The 16,148-nt window shown below is 66.7% G+C and carries 13 protein-coding genes; 4 read left to right on the plus strand and 9 right to left on the minus strand.

The genetic code is table 11. From position 1 onward, the window contains the following. Positions 1-9: 9 nt before the first annotated feature. The 5 genes from ACOHWE_RS01935 to ACOHWE_RS01955 all read right to left on the minus strand — a co-directional run bounded on the left by ACOHWE_RS01935 (position 10) and on the right by ACOHWE_RS01955 (position 5,696). Entirely contained in the window at positions 10-1,644 is a 1,635-nt protein-coding gene (locus tag ACOHWE_RS01935) for an MFS transporter (protein ID WP_420663699.1), read from the minus strand. A 62-nt stretch (positions 1,645-1,706) separates the two neighbouring features. After that, on the minus strand, positions 1,707-3,017 hold the full coding sequence (locus ACOHWE_RS01940; protein ID WP_420663701.1) for an HlyC/CorC family transporter: 1,311 nt from the start codon (positions 3,015-3,017) through the stop codon (positions 1,707-1,709). A gap of 64 nt (positions 3,018-3,081) precedes the next feature. After that, positions 3,082-4,026 carry a tyrosine recombinase gene (locus ACOHWE_RS01945; RefSeq protein ID WP_420663703.1) on the minus strand — a complete coding sequence of 315 codons (945 nt, stop codon included), beginning with the start codon at positions 4,024-4,026 and terminating at the stop codon, positions 3,082-3,084. Position 4,027: 1 nt separating this feature from the next. Then, positions 4,028-5,557, minus strand: a complete 1,530-nt coding sequence (locus tag ACOHWE_RS01950) for a hypothetical protein (protein WP_420663704.1) — start codon at positions 5,555-5,557, stop codon at positions 4,028-4,030. Then, complete coding sequence (locus ACOHWE_RS01955) at positions 5,547-5,696, minus strand: hypothetical protein (protein ID WP_420663706.1); 150 nt, start codon at positions 5,694-5,696, stop codon at positions 5,547-5,549. Before ACOHWE_RS01955 ends, ACOHWE_RS01950 begins: the two co-directional genes overlap by 11 nt. 81 nt (positions 5,697-5,777) lie before the next feature. Here ACOHWE_RS01955 and ACOHWE_RS01960 point away from each other — a divergent pair, with 81 nt between their 5' ends. Both ACOHWE_RS01960 and aroB read left to right on the plus strand, forming a co-directional pair. After that, entirely contained in the window at positions 5,778-6,368 is a 591-nt protein-coding gene (locus tag ACOHWE_RS01960) for a shikimate kinase (protein WP_420663707.1), read from the plus strand. Next, positions 6,368-7,474 (plus strand): 3-dehydroquinate synthase, encoded by a 1,107-nt coding sequence (gene aroB, locus ACOHWE_RS01965; RefSeq protein WP_420663708.1) that lies wholly within the window; start codon positions 6,368-6,370, stop codon positions 7,472-7,474. The genes ACOHWE_RS01960 and aroB overlap by 1 nt, the downstream gene beginning before the upstream one ends. Before the next feature lie 131 nt (positions 7,475-7,605). Here aroB and ACOHWE_RS01970 read toward each other — a convergent pair whose 3' ends face one another. Further along, entirely contained in the window at positions 7,606-9,792 is a 2,187-nt protein-coding gene (locus ACOHWE_RS01970) for a methyl-accepting chemotaxis protein (protein WP_420663709.1), read from the minus strand. Between the two features lie 456 nt (positions 9,793-10,248). After that, positions 10,249-10,785 (minus strand): single-stranded DNA-binding protein, encoded by a 537-nt coding sequence (locus tag ACOHWE_RS01975; RefSeq protein ID WP_420663710.1) that lies wholly within the window; start codon positions 10,783-10,785, stop codon positions 10,249-10,251. A 299-nt stretch (positions 10,786-11,084) separates the two neighbouring features. Between ACOHWE_RS01975 and ACOHWE_RS01980 the strand changes: the two genes are divergently transcribed. Beyond that, complete coding sequence (locus tag ACOHWE_RS01980) at positions 11,085-11,669, plus strand: lytic transglycosylase domain-containing protein (RefSeq protein ID WP_420663711.1); 585 nt, start codon at positions 11,085-11,087, stop codon at positions 11,667-11,669. Positions 11,670-11,817: 148 nt separating this feature from the next. Then, on the plus strand, positions 11,818-12,204 hold the full coding sequence (locus ACOHWE_RS01985) for a hypothetical protein (protein WP_420663713.1): 387 nt from the start codon (positions 11,818-11,820) through the stop codon (positions 12,202-12,204). A 292-nt stretch (positions 12,205-12,496) separates the two neighbouring features. Here ACOHWE_RS01985 and ACOHWE_RS01990 read toward each other — a convergent pair whose 3' ends face one another. Together ACOHWE_RS01990 and ACOHWE_RS01995 are read right to left on the minus strand one after the other, a co-directional pair. Continuing rightward, entirely contained in the window at positions 12,497-14,587 is a 2,091-nt protein-coding gene (locus ACOHWE_RS01990) for a dipeptide ABC transporter ATP-binding protein (protein ID WP_420663714.1), read from the minus strand. 97 nt (positions 14,588-14,684) lie between these two features. Then, positions 14,685-16,148: an ABC transporter permease gene (locus tag ACOHWE_RS01995; protein ID WP_420663716.1), complete on the minus strand. Its 1,464-nt coding sequence runs from the start codon at positions 16,146-16,148 to the stop codon at positions 14,685-14,687.

Here is a 16,148-nt window from a genome sequence, read left to right on the forward strand (position 1 = left end):
CTGGGAGGGTCAGTCCGTGGTGCGGAAGCGGCTGTGCTGGATCACGAAGATCGCCGTCAGAGGCGCCGCGAGGGTGAGGACGGCGACGGTGACCAGGAGAAGCCCAAGCTGGCTGTAATCGGCGGGGGTGGTGATGGTGCCGGCGGCATCGGTGACCTCGCGGGTGACCACGAAGATCTGGTTGAGATACTTGGTGCCAAGGCTCGATGCGGAAAGCGCAAGGTTGGTGAAGGAGGCCATCACGGCGAAGAACGTTGCCTTGAGCCCCATGGGCGCATTGCGGGCGATCCATGCCAGCATCGGGATCATCGCGATCTGGCCCAGAGGCGACTCGACCGCCGTGTCCACCAGCGCGATGAAACGCGCGTCCACCACGCCGCCGGTGAGCGCGGCGGTCCAGTGGTGCAGCCCGTAGTAGAGCGCGATGTTGGGCAGGTTCAGCGCGGCCTCGGTGATGGCGAGGAAGGCGATGAGCCAGACAATGGGGCGGTTGGCCATCATCGGGCGCAGCGCCAGCATGCCTGCAAGCGTGAGCAGCGCGGTGATGAGCGAGAGGACAGAGAGGAACTGCTGGTCAAAGCCTAGGACGTCAATTTCGAACCAGGTGGCGCCGGGGCCGCGCAGCGGGGTGGCGCGGTAGACAAAGATGATGATGGCGGTGCCGATCAGGGCGCGGGCCTGGGCGGCGGGCAGTACGGCGATGAGCTGGCGCATCATGAAGAGCACGATGGCCATGGAGCCGGCAAAGACGGTTTCCTGCGAGAAGGGCAGATCGGCGAGCCCGGCGGCAAGCGAAAGCGCGACAAAGGCGCCGCCGCCAATGAAGTACCAGGAGTTGGGCTTCACCGGTTCGCGCGGGGGCTCGAACCGGGTGCGGATCTCGTCTCCGGTGAAACCCGCGCGGCGGAGGCTGGCGGCCTTCAGCCGTTTTTGCACAAGAGCCAGTCCGACGCCGGAAAGGGAGATTACCGGGATCAGCAGAGCGAGGGTGAAGATCAGCCCGTAAAGCGCTGACTTTTCGGGCTGCGGCAGGGATTCAGCACCTTCGAACAGGGCCACGTTCAGAGCGGCTGCGATGCTGGAGCCGCCGATGACCGCGATGCGGCCCAAGGTCTGCATGGTGGTGTGCAGAGATTTGGTCTCCGCCTCGGGCAGGGGGCGGCCCTGGCTGTCGGTATGGGGCACCGCTTCCACCGACATGGCATCGGCTACCGCGTCCTGCAGCACGAAGCCGCAAGGCGCAAGCAGGACGGAGGCGACGTACCAGGCCCCAAGCGGCATCGCCGCCTGCATCGTCTCCGGTGCGAGAACCATCGCGGCGAGGATACCGTAGCTTGCCGCGAGCAACGCCGCACCCAAGAGGATTAGCAGGTATTTCCAGCGCCAGATCAGATCTACCAGATGGCCGATGGGCATCTTCAACGCCCAGGGCAGCCCGGCCCAGAAGGCCAGCCCCGCGAGGAAGGCGGCGGAAAGGGCCAGCTCCTCCTTCACGTAGAAGGCCGCCGCAACCGAGGTGATGCCCTGGGCGCCAAAGGCGAAATAGACCAGCAGCGGCGGCAGGAAGGACCAGCGCAGCTGGCGGATGAGGTCCAGCACGATGGCGTCGAACCAGTCCCGCGCCTGCTGCGCCGCTTTAATCATGCCGGTTTCATGCCCTCGTGATGCCGCATCATGCCCCTATCACGCTGCCGCCTGTGCTGCCGTCACGACAGAGGCCGGATCTTCAGCCCGGTAATCCGGTTGCCCTCGCGCGAGGTGACCTCGAAACGGAAGCCGTGGAAGGAAAACACCTGGCCCGCGGTGGGGATCATCTGCGCCTCGTGGATGACCAGGCCGGCGATAGTGTTGGCCTCGTTGTCGGGCAGGTTCCACTCGGTGGCGCGGTTGAGGTCGCGGATGGTGGTTGCGCCCTCGACCAGAAAGGCGCCGTCCTGGGTTTTCTTCACCACGTGCTCTTCGTCCGGGTCGAATTCGTCGGTGATCTCGCCGACGATCTCTTCGAGGATGTCCTCAAGCGTTATCAGCCCCTGCAGCGCGCCGTATTCATCGACCACCAGCGCAAAATGCGAGCGCATCCGCAGGAACTGGCGCATCTGCTCATCGAGCGTGGTGGTCTCGGGCACGAAGTAAGGCGGTTTGGCGACCTGGGTGATCTCGAAGTCCTTGATCTGGCTGGCATCGCCATCGGCGCCGCCGATCTGGGCGTACATCTGCCGCAGAAGGTCCTTGGCGTGGATCACGCCGATGATGTTCTCGGGCTCGTCGCGGAACACTGGCAGACGGGTGTGCGGCGAGGTCAGACACTGCTCCAGGATCGCTTCCGGGTCGGCGCTGGCGTCGATCATTTCGATATTGGAGCGGTGCAACATGATCTCCTCGACGAAGCGGTCGGAGAGGTCGAGCGCGCCCAGGATGCGGTCGCGGTCCTCCTTTTCGACTACGCCTTCGGAATGGCCGAGGTGCAGGGCGCCGGCGATTTCCTCACGCACCGCCATGATGTGGCTGTCGGGGTCGATGCGCACGCCGAAGACGCGCAGCACGCCGCGCACGAAAAGGCGCACCGCGCCCACCACCGGGGCCAGCACCGTGATCAGGATGCCGATCGGCCGGGAGACCGCGGAGGCGGCCTTTTCGGCGTTGGAGATGGCGTAGGTCTTGGGCAGCACTTCAGCAAAGACCAGCACCAGGAGCGTCATCACCAGCGTAGCCAGCGCCACGCCGCTTTCACCGAAAGCACGGGTGAAGAGAGAGGTCGCAAGCGAGGCGGCGAGGATGTTGACCAGGTTGTTGCCCAGAAGGACCGAGCCGATCAGCCGTTCGTTGTCTTCAGTGATCACGAGCGCGCGCCTGGCCCCTGCCGAGCCCTTGTCGGCCTGGCTGCGCAGCTTGCCCCGGGAGGCGGCGGTCAGTGCAGTTTCGGACCCGGAGAAGAAGCCGGAGCAGACCAGCAGGAACACGATCGAGCCGGCGGTGATCCAGAAGGCACTGTCGAAAACGGAAGTTGCGGGGTCCATGAGGGTTCCGGATTGTTGAGGTTGTGTACACAGTTATGGGGCCTGGCCCGCGCTGCTTCAAGCGTCAGGCCTGATCCTGCGCCAGCGGATGATGCTCGAGCACCAGTTCCTGCAACCGCGCATCCAGCACATGGGTGTAGATCTCGGTCGTGGCAATGTCCGCGTGGCCCAAAAGCGCCTGGATCGCGCGCAGGTCAGCGCCATTGGCGAGCAGATGGGTGGCAAAGGCGTGGCGCAGCGTGTGCGGGGTCACCTTGTCCGGGGAGACGCCGCCGCTCGCCGCAAGCTCTTTGATCAAGAGGTAGAAGCGGTGCCGGGTCAGGTGGCCGGATTTGCCGCGCGATGGGAACAGGTAGCGCGAGGGCGGATGGCCTTTGGCCACGGCCAGTTCCTCGTCACGGTCGCGCCGGGCGAGCCAGGCGGCCAGCGCCTCGCGGGCAGGGGGCGAGAGCGGCACCATGCGCTCCTTGCTGCCCTTGCCGAGGATCAAGAGCATGCGCGGATCGCCCCGCGCCGCGGCGACGGGCAGGGAGACCAGCTCGCTCACCCGCATGCCGGTGGCGTAGAGCAGCTCCATCAGGCAGGTGTTGCGCAGCCGCGCGGTATCGTTGCGCCCGGCGCTGCGGGCGGCGTCGAGCAGGCGGTCGACTTCCACCACCTCCAGCGTCGCGGGCAGTTTCTTCTCGCGCCCCGGGCCGCGGATCTGCACCGCGGGGTTGCCGGTCCGCCAGCCCTCCTCAAAGGCGAAACGGTAGATCTGTTTCGCCGCAGACAGCCGCCGGGCGCGGGTGGCGCGGGCCAGTCCTTGCGCATCGCAGTGGATCAGATACGCCTCCAGATCGGCCTGCGCGGCGGTGCCGAACGAGAGGGTTCTGTGCGCGAGCCAGGCGGCGAGGTCCTTGAGATCGCGGCCATAAGCGAGGAGCGTGTTCTGCGAGGCGCCGGCCTCGGCCGCTTGGGCTTCAAGGAAAGTGGAAATCCATTGCAGATCGTCGCGCGGGGCAGTCATCTCAGCGCCGCTCCAGAAGCATCAGCTGCAGGGCGGCGCGGCGGGCGGTGTCTTCCAGCCCGACCGCACGGAAGGCGGCAAGCGCGGTGCTGAGTTCGTCGAGGTTGCCATCGGCGCCGTGGGCAAATTGCACCATGCTGCGCAGGATCGCCTCGCCCAGCTGGCCGTTGTCGAGCAGCTTTTGCAGGCTGTAAGGCACCGGCGTGCCCGGTTGGAAACCTTCTGCGATGGCACCCGCAAGGGCGGAGGGCGCGGTGGCATCGCCCGGCCGGCCGCGGGCGAGGGCGGCGAGGAAGCGGGATTCGGCGCCATCGTCCGGCACGCCGTGGGCGGCAAGCTCGTAGCTGGGTGACAGGAGGCGAATACGCCAGGCCAGCGCCGCGGACGGGCCCTCCAGCCCGGCCCGGGCCAGGCGGTCGGCAAAAAGCTCGGCAAAGGCGGTTTCCAGCCCCGCCGCCTGCATTGCTTCCCAGGCGCGGGGCAGGGCGCGGTCCAGCGCCTCGCGGTCCTTGCGCTCCAGCGCGGCCTCGAAGGTCTGAAGGGCAGAGACCCGGTCCCAGACGCCGCCCGAGGCTGCGGGCTTGCGGGTGCTGAACAGGCCCAGCAGCTGGTTCGGCGGCAGCGCGCCGTTTCGTGTCAGGCGTTCGGCAGCTTCGAGCTGCGCCTTCCAGCCTGCAAGATCGCGCAGATCGGCGGCGGCAAAAGCGGGCGGCAGCGGGGCGGTGGGCAGCGGCTCGCCGATCGATTCGTAGAGCCGGAACGTCAACGGGTCCGGCGCCGCGGGCGGCGCGAGCGGCGGTGCCTGCTCATAGAAGTCAGGGTTCAGGAAACGGTCGAGCAGCTCGAGCTGGGCTTGCGGCAGCACCTCCAGCGTGGCGGCTGTCTCAAGCAGCAGCGCCGCGGTGGACCAGTCGCCGCCGCGCATGGCACAGAAGATCCGGGCCGGGTAGCCCGGCGCCAGATGCGGCGCATCGGCAAGCGCCTTGCAGGAACGCTCCTCGCTGCCGGTCAGCAGTGTGGTGTCGAACCAGCGCGCGAACCTCTCGCGGCTGGCGGCAGCGCCGGCATGTTCCAGCAGCGCCTGCGCCGGGTCGGTTGCCCCCAGGGCGATCAGCCGGTTGATCCGCGCTAGCAGGATGCGGTCCCCGCCCTCCGCGGGGGCGCGGGTTTCCGACAGCAGGAGCGTGAACAAGAGCGCCTGCATCGCCGGGCTGCGGCGCACCGGCACGGTTTCGATCAGCTGCGCCACTTCATTCGGCGCGCTGCCGCGCCACAGGCCGACCGGCAACCCGGTCGCCGAGGGCGGCACCAGGCCGATGGGCGCGGGCAGGTTTTCCAGCGGTGTCACCGTCACCGGCGGCGTGGCGGCAGAACCCGTGACCGGCGGCTCCAGCAGCACGGTGCCGGGCAAGGCGGAACGCTGCGGCTTCTCCTTCAGCCAGCCGATTGCCGAAAGCGGCTCTTCCGCTGGTGCCTGGGCGAGGGCCTGGCCTGCCATCATGGCGCAGGCCAGAGCGGCCTTAATCCGCATTCAGCACCACCGGCTTGCGCACCTCGCTGGTGGGGGCACCGAAATCAGCCCCGAACCAGGGCCCGACATAGGCATAGCCAACCAGCCCGATGCCTGCCAGCACCACAATGTAGACAAGGTATTTGATCAAACGACCCATGGGGAATCCGCTGCCTGCTTCCTGCTCTTTTGACCAACTTATATATTCCCTTTTCGGCAAGATCACGTCATTCACTGAAGAATGAGCGAAAATGAGCACGGCGGCCTCAGGACGGCCGCGGCCCTGAAACCTGGGGCGTTGAAGAAGACCATCGTGATGGTGGGAATGATGGGCGCGGGCAAGACCGCGGTGGGCCGGGCACTGGCGGCGCGGCTGGGCGTGCCGTTCCTGGACAGCGACCACGAAATCGAGAACGCCGCCAACATGTCGATTCCCGAGATCTTTGCCCGCGACGGCGAGGCGTTTTTCCGCCAGAAGGAGCGCCAGGTAATCGCGCGCCTGCTGGCAGAGGAGCGCGGGGTGCTGTCAACGGGCGGCGGCGCCTTTCTCGCTGAGGAAAACCGTGAGATCGTGCGGGCGGCGGGCGTGTCGGTCTGGCTGAAGGCCGATCTGGAGGTGCTGTGGAACCGGGTGCGCCACCGCGATACACGGCCCCTGCTGCGCACCGCGGATCCGAAGGCGACGCTGGAGGCGCTGTACCGCGCCCGGGTGCCGCTATATGCAAAGGCGGATCTGGCGGTGGTCTCGGACGGGCAGGCCTCGATTGAAACAATGGTCGACCGGGTGCTGGAGGCGCTGACGGCGCGGCCCGACGTTCTGGAGTGGCAGTGATGGAACAGCGGATACATGTGGATCTGGGCGCGCGCGCCTATGACGTGCTGGTGGGCCCCGGGCTGCTGGCGGAGGCGGGTGCGCACATCGCGCCGCTCCTGAGCCGGCCGCGGGTGGCGGTGCTGACCGATGAGACGGTGGCGGCGGCGCACCTGGATGGCCTGCGCGCCGGGCTTGCGGCCGAGGGCATCGAGATGGTGGCGCTGGCGCTGCCGCCGGGGGAGGCGACCAAGGGCTGGGCGCAGTTCAGCCGTGCGGTCGAATGGCTGCTGGAGCAGAAGGTCGAGCGCAATGACGTGGTGGTGGCGCTTGGCGGCGGGGTGATTGGCGATCTCGCAGGTTTTGCCGCCGCTGTGCTGCGCCGCGGCGTGCGCTTTGTGCAGATCCCGACTTCGCTGCTCGCCCAGGTCGACAGCTCGGTCGGCGGCAAGACCGGTATTAACGCGCCGCAGGGCAAGAACCTGATTGGCGCCTTCCACCAGCCCTCGCTGGTGCTGGCCGACACCCGCGTGCTGGAGACGCTGCCGGAGCGCGATTTCCTCGCAGGCTATGGCGAGGTGGTGAAATACGGCCTCCTGGGCGATGCTGAGTTCTTTGCCTGGCTGGAAGAGCATGGGCCTCAATTGGCGCGCGGCGACATGGCGGCGCGGGTCGAGGCGGTGGCGCATTCGGTGCGGATGAAGGCCGGTATCGTGGTGCGTGACGAGACCGAGCAGGGCGATCGTGCGCTGTTGAACCTCGGCCATACCTTCTGCCACGCGCTGGAGGCGGCGACCGGCTATTCGGACCGGCTTTTGCATGGCGAGGGGGTGGCAATCGGCTGCGCGCTGGCGTTCGAGCTGTCGGCGCGGCTGGGGATGTGTTCCCAGGAAGAGCCCAGCCGGGTCCGCTCCCATCTGAAGGCAATGGGAATGAAGGCGGATCTGTCGGATATTCCGGGCGAACTGCCGGGGGCGGAGGCGCTGCTGGAGCTGATGGGCCAGGACAAGAAGGTGGTTGCCGGCCAGCTGCGCTTTGTTCTCGCGCGCGGCATCGGCCAGGCCTTCGTGACCGCGGACGTACCGGGTGCAGCAGTGCTCTCGGTGCTGCGCGGCGCCGGTGCCTGATGCCGCCGGCCGGCAGGATGGTCTGACAGCAGCACGGCCGCGCATGGCCCGGAGCCCGGCGAATAAATGAAAGAGCGGCCGTTCCGGCCGCTCTTTTTTGCGTTGCAGGCACCTGCGCAGGGGGCGCGTCTTCAGGCGGCGCGGTTGCCCTGGCCGGTATTCTCCGCCGGGCGGCCAGCTGCGGGAGCAGCAAGGGCGGGTGCGGCGGCGGCCGTGAGCGTGGCCTCGCCGATGGTGAACTGCGCCACCAGCTCGCGCAGCTCCTGCGCCTGCTCCGACAGCGAGGTTGTGGCCGCGGTGGTTTCCTCGGCCATGGCGGCGTTCTGCTGGGTCACCACCTCCAGCTCGCCGACGGCGGCGTTGATGTCGCTCATCTGCGCCGACTGCACCTTGATGTTGCCCGCAATCTCGATCACCAGGTCGGAAATCTCGCTCACCTGCTCGTTGACTGCGGCCATGGCCTGGCCCGCCTGATCCACCAGATTCGCGCCATCCTTCACCTGCTCCGAACTGCGTGCGGTGAGCTGGTCGATCTGCTGCACCGCATCGGCGCAGCGCTGCGCCAGCATCCGCACCTCGCTGGCCACCACCGCAAATCCGCGGCCGGCTTCGCCCGCGCGGGCGGCCTCCACCCCTGCGTTCAGCGCCAGCAGGTTGGTCTGGAAGGCGATGTCCTGGATGACCTTGGTGATCTGGGAGATCTCCTGCGAGGACTCCTGCAGCTTGTCCATGGCACTGATGGTGTTCTGCACCACTTCGTCGCAGGAGCGCACGCCGTCACGGGCACTGCCGGCCAGCCGCTCGGCGCGGTCGGCGTTTGCGGCCGACTGCTGCACGCTGCCGGTCAGCTCGCGCATTGCGTAGGTGGTTTTCTCCAGTGTGGCCGACTGCGCCTCCGTGCGGTGCGCCAGATCCATCGAGGCTTCGGCGATCGAGACGGTGCTTTCATCGACGCCGCTCGACAGCTCGCCGATGGAGGAGATCGCCCCGCTCAGCGCATCCAGCGACTGGTTGAAGTCCATGCGGATGGATTTGAACTCTACCGGGAACCATTCGACGATCGGATTGTTGAGGCGCTTGTTCTGCAGGTCCATCAGGGCGCTGCCGATCCGGCGCGCGACGTCCAGAATTTCCTCGCGGCGCTTGGCTTCGATCTCGGCCTCTTCCTTCTGGCGCTGCTGCGAGACGGTGCGCAGGTCCACCACATTGCGCGCCACGGTGCCGATCTCGTCGCGGCGGTCGGCGCCCGGGACCTCCACGTCGGTTTCGCCGCTCCCCAGCTGGCGCAGCGCGCCGTTCAGGACCGCGAGTCCCTTGGTCATGTCACGGGCGACCATCAGGCAGAGCAGCGTGACCGCGGCCAGCAGGCTGCCCAGCAGCACCAGCATCTCGGTGAAGGCGGCCTGGTTGGCGGCGTCATAAGCCGCCATCTCGCCGCGCAGGCGGGAAACCAGGGTCCTTTCGCCCTCGCGCAGCGCGCCCAGCATGGCGGTGGCATCGGCAAACCAGCCTTTTGCGGTGGTGCCGGAGACATCCTGGCCGGAGAGCACCGCGGTGCTAAGCGCGGCGGCCTTTTCCACCGCCGGGTCCTTCTGCAGCGCCGCCAGAGTCTTGCGGTCTTCCGTCCCCGCGAAATCCACAAAACGTTCCAGCCGTTCGGTGTAGCGGGCCTTGATCGCGGCAAAGCGCTGCAGGTCCGCGGGCTGCCAGCCGTTGGTGAAACCGACCGCCCCGAGGGCGCGCACGATACCGGCCGCATCCTTGGCGCGGAGGTAGAGCGACAAGGCTACAGCCTTGCCGGCAATCGCGGGCTCCTCGACCAGCCCGGTGACGGAGAGGCCGGTCTGGATCAGCGCGGTGTTGAGCGCGGTATAATAGCCGACTGCGCCGCTGACCGGCAGCTGGCGGGCGGCGATCTGCGCCCGCACTTCTGCCTTGCGGGAAAGTTCAGAGCGCGCGAATTGCAGCGCCTGCACGGCCTCTGGCGGCAAGGCGTCCGCATCGACCCGGGACAGCGTGTCCAGATAGGTCTTCATCGCCTTGTCGTTGGTTTCGCGCAGTTCCACCAGCGCGTCCGGCAGGCGGGGGCTTTCACCCGCGAGGAAAGCCGCGCTCATCCCGCGTTCGGCCTGCAATGTGTGGACCAGGCTGCCCATGTCCTCCATCAATTCGCCCGCGAGTTCGGTGTTGACCTGGGCGCGCTGGTAAAGGTCAAGGAGCCGCTGCCCCATGAACCAGAGGCTGAGGGCCATCGGCCCGGCCATCAGAAGCGCGATTTTAATACTAATTGGAAGATGCTTGAGGAAGCGCAGTCTCATCCTGGATACCCTGACACGAAATAAATAATAGACTGCGACCACCATAAGGCGGATGCGTTAACATTGTCCTATGGCCCCCGGAACATCCGGCCTGCCCGCGGAGGCGTGTTTGTATCTGACGGTAAGAGAAAAGGAGAGTGCACCCAAACCGTGTCGGGAAGCTTGCTTTCATGTCCGGCGCGGGAGGCGAGCGAAGACCGTACCGGGAGCAGGCCCCGAACGGTGCGGCCGTTTGGCAAGGCGACGCGTTCCCCCGAGCGGGAGAATGGATCCGGCGGGTTTAATATGCCAGGCACGCCGCTAGAGGATCGCTTCGCCGCGCCGGGAAGCACGGTTTGCTGCTGGCCGCCCGGAGTGCGGCAGATTTCTCTGCCGCGGCCCGCTGCTGGCTGAGGAAACCATTACGAAAAACCCCCGCCTGGGGGCGGGGGCTGTCTGGCGCCGCGGCGGCGCGTATCAGAACGGGATTTCGTCGTCGTCGATGTTGTGCGAGGCACCACCGCCACCGCCACCGCCGCCGCCGCCGTAGCCGCCGCCCTGCGGGCCGCTGTCGTAACCGCCGCCATAGCCGCCGCCCTGGCTGCCACCGCCGTAATCGCCGCCCTGGCCGCCGCCGTAGCCGCCACCGCCACCGCCTTCACCGCGGCCGTCCAGCATGGTGAGGGTGGAGCCGAAGCCCTGCAGCACGACTTCGGTCGAGTAGCGGTCCTGGCCGCTCTGGTCCTGCCATTTGCGGGTCTGCAGCTGGCCTTCGATATAGACCTTGGAGCCCTTGCGCAGGTATTGCTCGGCGACCCGCACCAGGCCCTCATTGAAGATCGCGACCGAGTGCCATTCGGTGCGTTCCTTGCGCTCGCCCGTGTTGCGGTCTTTCCAGGTTTCTGAGGTGGCGATGCGCAGGTTGCACACCTTGCCGCCGTTCTGGAAAGTCCGCACCTCGGGGTCGCGGCCCAGGTTGCCGATGAGGATGACTTTGTTGACTGAGCCGGCCATGGGTTCCGTCCTTTTGTATCTGTCTTCGTCGTGTTCTTGCATGCGCCTCCGCAGAGGCCCGGGAAACCCCGAGAGCCCGGTCGGGCCGGAGGGGCAGAAGAGGCGGGCGCGAATCCGGCGCGCCGCGTTCCGGCCACAGTATAGGCCCCGGTCCGGTGAGGGAAGCAGGCTTCTGTGGACAGCTTTGCCCGGCGGGGCGGCCCGGCGGTCGGCAGGCGGCTGGCGGGGCAGGGCGGAGTTCTTCCAATTTTATCGAACCGCCTTATAGTGGGGGAAGTGGGACAGACGGGACAGTGATGATGCGCAAGCTGATTGCGGCATGTGTGATGGCCGCCTGTGTGCCGGACCAGCCGGTGCTGGCGGATATGTTCGGCAGCAAGAACCGGAGGGCGCTGTTTGCCGCCCATACCAAGCTTCTGGATACGCGCGCGGCCTCGCAATACCGGAACTCGGTGCGCCTGCAGCCGCCAGCGGCCCGGGTGCCGGAAGCAGGCGGGAGACTGGCCTACAGCGGCTCTTACCGCGGGCGCTTTCTGGAAATGGCGCGCAAGGCGGCCCGCAAGCATGGGGTGCCGGAAGAGCTGTTCCTGCGGCTTGTGCAGCAGGAGAGCAACTGGAACCCGCGGGCGAAATCGCACAAGGGGGCGCTGGGGCTGGCGCAGCTGATGCCGGGCACGGCGCGGGCGCTGGGAGTGGATCCGGCGGTGCCGCAGCAGAATCTGGAGGGCGGCGCGCGCTATCTTGCGCGCCAGTTCCGCGCCTTTGGTTCCTGGCGGCTGGCGCTTGCAGCCTATAACGCGGGACCAGAGGCAGTGCGGCGCTACAGCGGCGTGCCGCCCTACAAGGAAACCCAGACCTATGTGCGGCGGATCTGGGGCAGCTGAATCCGGGCCGGCCTGCCGCGCCGGGCACTGCCAGCAGCCTGCGTTAACCCCGCGGTAAATTTCCTTGCTGCCGCGTTAAGATCCCGGCAGTGCCATGGGCTTGCCTCAATTTTTCATAAAACTGCCGTCAGTTTCAGGAGGAGCTGCCGTGCAGAGCAGAAGTTTCGACCAGCGGCTGGCCCGTATGGGCTGGCAGCCCGGCCCGGTGCCGAGCCGGGAAATTATCGAGAATCTGATCGGGCGCGCTCAGGCGCGCCCTGGAGCGCGGACCGCGTGCAGCGCCGTGATCTCGCTCGCAGGGGCGGTTTCGGGCCTGGTGATCGGGGTGGGGCTGAAGGGGATGGTGCTGCCGGACTCGCCCTGGGGGCCGGGCACCGGGCTCGCCGGAGCGGTGGGCGGCGGGCTGGCACTGGCCGGGCTCGCGCTATCGCTGGTACTGGCGCTCTATGCGGGGCTGCGCAGCCGCCGCCGACCCAAGCTGATGCAGTTTGCCTCGATGAACCTGCTGATGATCGTGGTGCTGCTGTTGAGCTGAGCCAGCGGTGTCTGCGCCGAGAGGGCAGGTCTAAGGAGAAGTTTTTGCGTCGCCGGCCCTTTACCAAAACCTGCCTGCCGGTCCCGCCAGGACAAAAGGCAAAGCGGTTGACCATAGGCTGCGCGTCAGGCTGCTCGTCGAGTCCATCACCGCGTCCGCCTCGCCCGGCTTGAGCGGCACTCCGTGCGGCCGACTCCGCCGGGACCGTCCTGCTCATGGACAACTTGGGTGCAAGCCGGTCCGGTGCGGCGGGCTCCCGCCATTTGGTGCGGGAGCGGATTTCCAGCTGCGGCTATTCCGCGGCGATCTTGATCACCGGCTTCATCCGGTTGAGGATTTCCTCGCTCAGGTGGCACTTGATCTGATGGCCGTGCCCCATGTCGCGCATCGGCGGCACCTCCTTTTCGCAGAGGTTGCCCGGCACCTGTGACTTCCAGCGGCAGCGGGTCTGGAACGGGCAGCCCGGCGGCGGGTTCATTGCCGAGGGGATATCGCCTTCAAGCACGATATGCTCCTTCTGGACCGATGTATCGGCAATCGGCACCGCGCTTAGCAGCGCCTCGGTATAGGGATGGTAGGGCGGCGAGAACACCTCATCGGTATCGCCCAGTTCAACCACATGGCCGAGGTACATCACCATTACCCGGTCGCTCAGGTAGCGCACGATCGACAAATCATGGGAGATGAACAGCAGCGTGGTCTTTTCCTTGCGCTGGATCTCCATCAGCAGATCGGTCACCGCCGCTTGCACAGAGACATCCAGCGCCGAAACCGGCTCGTCCGCCACCACGATGCGGGCGCCGCCGGCAAAGGCGCGGGCGATGCCGACGCGCTGTTTCTGCCCGCCCGACAGCTGCCGCGGCATCCGGTCGGCAAAGGCGCGCGGCAGTTTCACCAGATCCAGAAGTTCAAGCATCCGCTGCTTGCGGTCCTTTTCCGAGTTGCCGATGCCGAAGATTTCCAGCGCCCGGATGATCTGGCGGCCCACCGTCATCGAGGGGTTCAGCGTGTCGAACGGGTTCTGGAACACCATCTGCACGTCGGAGACGGTCTTGGTGTCGCGCTCTTCGATCGGGACTTGCTCGATGTTGCGGTTGTCGAGCAGGATTTGCCCGTCCGTCGCCGTCTCCAGCCCCATCAGCACCTTGGCGAAGGTGGACTTGCCGCAGCCGGATTCGCCCACGATGGCGAGGGTTTCGGATTCGCGGGCCTCAAAACTGAGGGTTTCGTTGGCCTTCACCACCTTGGTCTCGCCGCCGCCGAAGAGCGCGTTCGCGGCGACCCGGTAGTATTTCTTCAGCTTGTCGATCTTCAGCACCACCTGGCCCGGCTCGGTCTTTGCCTTCTGACCGCTTACCTGAGGCGGTGCGTCCCAGTCGATTTCCTCGAACCGCAGGCAGCGGGTCTCATGCCGGTCATTGCCGGGGACCGGGCGCATCGGGATCACCTGGTCGCGGTCGCAGCGGCCGGCCTCGAAATAGTCGCAGCGGGGGCCGAAGTTGCAGCCCGGCGGACGCTCGTGCGGCAGCGGGAAGTTGCCGGGGATCGCCACCAGCGGGCGGGCGTTCTTGTCGGCGCCAGGCAGCGGGATCGAGCGGAACAGCGCCTGGGTGTAGGGGTGCTGCATCTCGTCGAAGACGTCGTGGATCGAGCCGCGCTCCACTGCCTCGCCGGAATACATCACGCAGATCCGGTCGCAGGTCTCCAGCACCAGGCCGAGATTGTGGGAAATGAACAGCATCGAGGTGCCGTATTTCTTGCCCAGGTCCTTGACCAGTTCGACCACCGCGGCCTCCACCGTCACGTCGAGCGCGGTGGTGGGCTCATCCAGGATCAGCAGCGAGGGTTTCGACATCAGCGCCATGGCGATCACGATGCGCTGCTGCTGGCCGCCGGAGAGCTGATGCGGGAAGGCGTTCAGCATCCGCTCCGGGTCCGGCAGGCGCACGTCCCTTACCACTTCCAGCGCGCGCTTGCGGGCTTCTTCCTTGCTGACGCCCTCATGGATCATCGGGACTTCCATCAGCTGCTGGCCGATCCGCATCGCCGGGTTCAGGGAGGCCATCGGCTCCTGGTAGATCATCGCGATCTCGTTGCCGCGGATGTCACGCAGCTCTTCGGCGCTCATCTCGCTCAGGTCGCGGCCCTTGAACCTGATGCTGCCGCCAACAATGCGGCCGTTCTTGCCCAGATCCTGCATCACCCCCAGCGCCACGGTGGATTTGCCGCAGCCGGATTCCCCGACCAAGCCCACCGCCTCGCCGGGCTGTACCCTCACGGAAAAATCCATCACTGCGGGGATCTCGCGCAGGCGGGTGAAGAAGGAGATCGACAGCTTATCGATCTCCAGGATCGGGCCGTCGTGCTCTGCCAGTTTGTTCATGTTCTTATCTCCCTGTTGGAGCGGGAAGCGCTTCGCTTCCTCTTGCTCCAAATATCCCGGGGGTCCGGGGGCTGGCCCCCGGCCGCTCAGCTCCGGATCAATCCTTCAGGCTCTCTTCGCGCAGCCCGTCTGCAAGCAGGTTCAGCCCCAGCACCAGCGTCAGCAGGGCAAAGGCGGGCGGCAGCGCGGGGTGCAGGTAGATCGACAGCAGCTTGCGGCCGTCATTGATGGTCGAACCCCAGTCCGGGCTTTCCGGCGGCAGGCCGAGACCGAAGAAGCCGAGGGTTCCCAGGAGGATCGTGGTGTAGCCGATGCGCAGGCAGAAATCGACGATCAGCGGCCCGCGGGCGTTGGGCAGGATCTCCCACAGCATGATGTACCAGGGCCCCTCGCCGCGGGTCTGGGCGGCGGCGACGTAGTCGCGCGTCTTGATGTCCATCGTGAGGCCGCGGACGATACGGAATACGGTGGGCGAGTTGACAAACACCACCGAGACGAAGACCACCAGAATGCCGCCGGGCACATCGAAGAGGTCGAGGTCCGCGGGCAGCCCCCAGATCGCGTAGTCCTTGGTGCGGATCAGGTCGCCGCCGGTGGAGACCAGCGACAGGTAGAGCCAGAGGGCGATCCCCAGCACCACGATCAGCAGCGGCGTGCGGACCTTCGGCGTAGTGTAATAGCGCGAGTTCAGAAGCACGGCGAGAAATATGATCGGGAACAGGAACAGCACGATCGCCATGTAGTTCGGCACGCCGGTGGCAACGATTTCTGGGGTGACCAGCAGGTAGAACAGCAGGATCACCGGGAAGGCGAGGATCAGATTGGCGAGGAAGGACAGGAAGGTGTCGAGCCGGCCGCCGTAGTAGCCCGCGGGCAGGCCCAGGGTGATGCCGACCATGAAGGCGAACATTGCCGCGAGGGGCGCGATCTTGATCACCTCCCAGGCGCCCTTCACCAGGCGGCTGAAGACGTCACGGGCAAGGTTGTCGCCGCCCAGCAGATACCACTGGAATTCGCCTTCGGGGGCGCCGGGCAGCGGGGTTCCCGGCAGCTTGTTCTTCATGCCGGAGACCTGGTCCAGCGGGTTGTGGGTGATGATCAGGTCCATGGCGCCGAAGACGCCGGTGAACACCCAGAACATCACCAGCGCAAAGCCGATCATCCCGATGGGGCTGTCGAACAGCTTGCCGTAGAGCCCGAGCCGCCGCTTGAAGGCGATCGACGCGGCAAACAGCGCGGCCAGCGCCAGCCAGACCGGCAGGAAGCGCTGGCTGATGGCCCCGACGATGCCGGCACCGGTGCCCATTGCCACGCCGAGCACCAGGTAGGCGGCGGCCACGGCCACGCTCAGCAGGAACAGCAGCCGCACCGCCGAGCCCGCCATTGTGAGCGGCCCGGCGGCGAGGCTGACGGTGCCGTCGGGGTTGGTGGTGGCGGCAGGTTCCGGCACCACCACGCTGAGGATCATCCAGGTGAGGATGGCGAGCGCGAGGGCGGCGAGCGAAAACATCAGGATCGGGTTAAGGAAGGCGATGGCGCCGGTCCAGCTCAGGGGTTCCAT

The organism is Cribrihabitans neustonicus (assembly GCF_048820895.1).
GTDB lineage: Bacteria > Pseudomonadota > Alphaproteobacteria > Rhodobacterales > Rhodobacteraceae > Cribrihabitans_A > Cribrihabitans_A neustonicus.